The sequence below is a fragment of the Pedobacter sp. BMA genome (assembly GCF_001027745.1).
In the GTDB taxonomy this organism is placed as follows: Bacteria; Bacteroidota; Bacteroidia; order Sphingobacteriales; family Sphingobacteriaceae; genus Pedobacter.
Genome location: NZ_LECU01000017.1, coordinates 1 through 2,630, shown reverse-complemented (window position 1 = coordinate 2,630; position 2,630 = coordinate 1). Strand labels below are relative to the sequence as shown.

The window sequence follows — 2,630 nt, the reverse complement described above, 5'->3', positions numbered from 1 at the left end:
TGACTGCTGCTCATACTTTAACTCAAAGCGATGTTGATGCAGGAACTTACAACAACACTGCAACTGTAACTGGTAAAACACCAGCGGGAGCGGATGTTACTGATGTTTCAGGAACGACGGAGACTAATGATACGCCAACAGTGGCTACGATTACGCCGGCGGGTTCAGTGACTTTGGTTAAAACAATCAATGGATCAGTACCAATGGTAGTTGGTGGTGCATTAAATTACAATCTTGTTATTAAAAACACAGGTAACGTCACCTTGAACAATCTTGTAGTTACAGACGCGAATGCAATTGTTACTGGTTCTCCGGTTTCTACTTTAGCTCCGGGAGCAAGCGTAACATTAGGCGCTGCTCATACTTTAACTCAAGGGGATGTTGATGCAGGTACCTATAGCAATACCGCAACGGTAACCGGTAAGACACCGGCTGGATCTGACGTAACTGATGTTTCAGGAACAACAGAGACTAATGATACGCCAACATTAGCCACGATTACACCAGTGGGTGCTGTGACTTTAGTGAAAACTGTCAATGGATCAGTACCAACGGCTGTTGGTGGTGCGTTAAATTATAACCTGGTTATTAAAAACATAGGTAACGTCACCTTAACCAATCTTGTGATTACGGACGTCAATGCAATTGTTACAGGTTCTCCTGTTTCTAGTCTGGATCCGGGTACAAGTGTTACTTTGACTGCTTCCCATACATTAACTCAAGCCGATATTGATGCGGGTACATACAGCAATACGGCAACAGTAACTGGTCAAACACCAGCTGGAGCAGATGTGACGGATGTTTCAGGAACGACTGAGACTAATGATACGCCAACAGTGGCTACCATTACTCCGGCTGGTGCTGTGACTTTAGTGAAAACTGTTAACGGTACTGTGCCGAATAAAACAGGAGAGGTATTGAGTTACAACCTTGTTGTTAAAAATACCGGTAATGTAACTTTAACCAATCTTATGGTTACTGATGCCAATGCCATAGTAACCGGATCACCGGTTTCGACTTTAGCTCCGCGCGCAAGTGTTACTTTGACTGCTTCACATACTTTAACTCAAGGGGATGTTGATGCAGGTACCTATAGCAATACCGCAACGGTAACGGGTAAAACACCAGCTGGAGCAGATGTTACTGATGTTTCAGGAACGACTGAGACCAATGATACACCGACAGTGGCTACCATTACTCCGGCTGGATCTGTTACTTTAATGAAAACAATCAATGGATCAGTACCAACGGTAGTTGGAGGGGTTCTGAACTATAATTTAATTATTAAAAACACCGGTAATGTAACCATAACCAATTTGGTGGTTACTGATGCCAATGCTGTGGTAACGGGTTCTCCGGTTTCTACTTTAGCTCCGGGCGCAAGCGTAACATTAGGCGCTGCTCATACTTTGACTCAAGTCGATGTAGATGCTGGAAATTATACTAACACCGCAACGGTAACGGGTAAAACTCCGGCTGGATCTGACGTAACTGATGTTTCAGGAACGACTGAAACAAATGATACGCCGACATTGGCAACTATTACGCCGGCGGGTTCAGTGACTTTGGTTAAAACAATCAATGGATCAATACCAACGGTAGTTGGAGGTGTGTTGAATTATGATCTTATCATCAAGAATACCGGCAATGTCACTTTAATCAATCTGGTAATTACCGATGCAAATGCCGTGCTTACGGGTTCTCCGGTTTCTAGTCTGGCTCCGGGGGCAATCTTAACATTAACGGCTGTTCATACTTTAACCCAAGCCGATATTGATGCAGGTGCTTATAGCAATACCGCAAGCGTTACAGGTAAAACACCGGCTGGAGCAGATGTGACTGATGTTTCAGGAACGACGGAGACTAATGATACGCCGACAGTGGCTATGATTACTTCTGCTGGTGCTGTGACTTTGGTTAAAACAATCAATGGATCAGTACCAACGGCAGTTGGTGGGGTTCTGAACTATAATTTAACCATTAAAAATACCGGAAACGTCACCTTGAACAATCTTGTGGTTACGGACGTCAATGCCATAGTAACGGGTTCTCCGGTTTCTAGTCTGGCTCCGGGTACAAGTGTTACTTTGACTGCTTCCCATACATTAACTCAAGCCGATATTGATGCGGGTACATACAGCAATACGGCAACAGTAACGGGTCAAAGACCAGCTGGATTGGACGTGACTGATGTTTCAGGAACGACGGAGGCTAATGATACGCCAACAGTGGCTACCATTACGCCGGCGGGTTCAGTGACTTTAATTAAAACAATCAATGGATCAGTACCAACGGTAGTTGGAGGGGTTCTGAACTATAATTTAATTATTAAAAACACCGGTAATGTAACCTTAACCAATCTTGTAGTTACAGACGCGAATGCTGTGGTAACGGGTTCTCCAGTGTCTAGTTTGGCTCCGGGGGCAAGTGTAACACTTACTGCTGCCCATACACTAACTCAAGGGGATGTGGATGCAGGTACCTATAGCAATACCGCAACGGTAACCGGTAAGACACCGGCTGGATTGGACGTGATTGATGTTTCAGGAACGACAGAGACTAACGACACACCAACAGTGGCTACTATTACGCCTGCTGGTGCTGTGACCTTGGTCAAATCCGTTAACGGT

The 2,630-nt window shown here is 44.8% G+C and carries 1 protein-coding gene; it reads left to right on the top strand.

Features of this window, described 5'->3' with window-relative positions; genetic code table 11:
• Positions 1-2,630 (top strand): hypothetical protein (locus AB669_RS21310; RefSeq protein ID WP_047801400.1); only part of this gene is annotated, 2,630 nt, incomplete at both ends.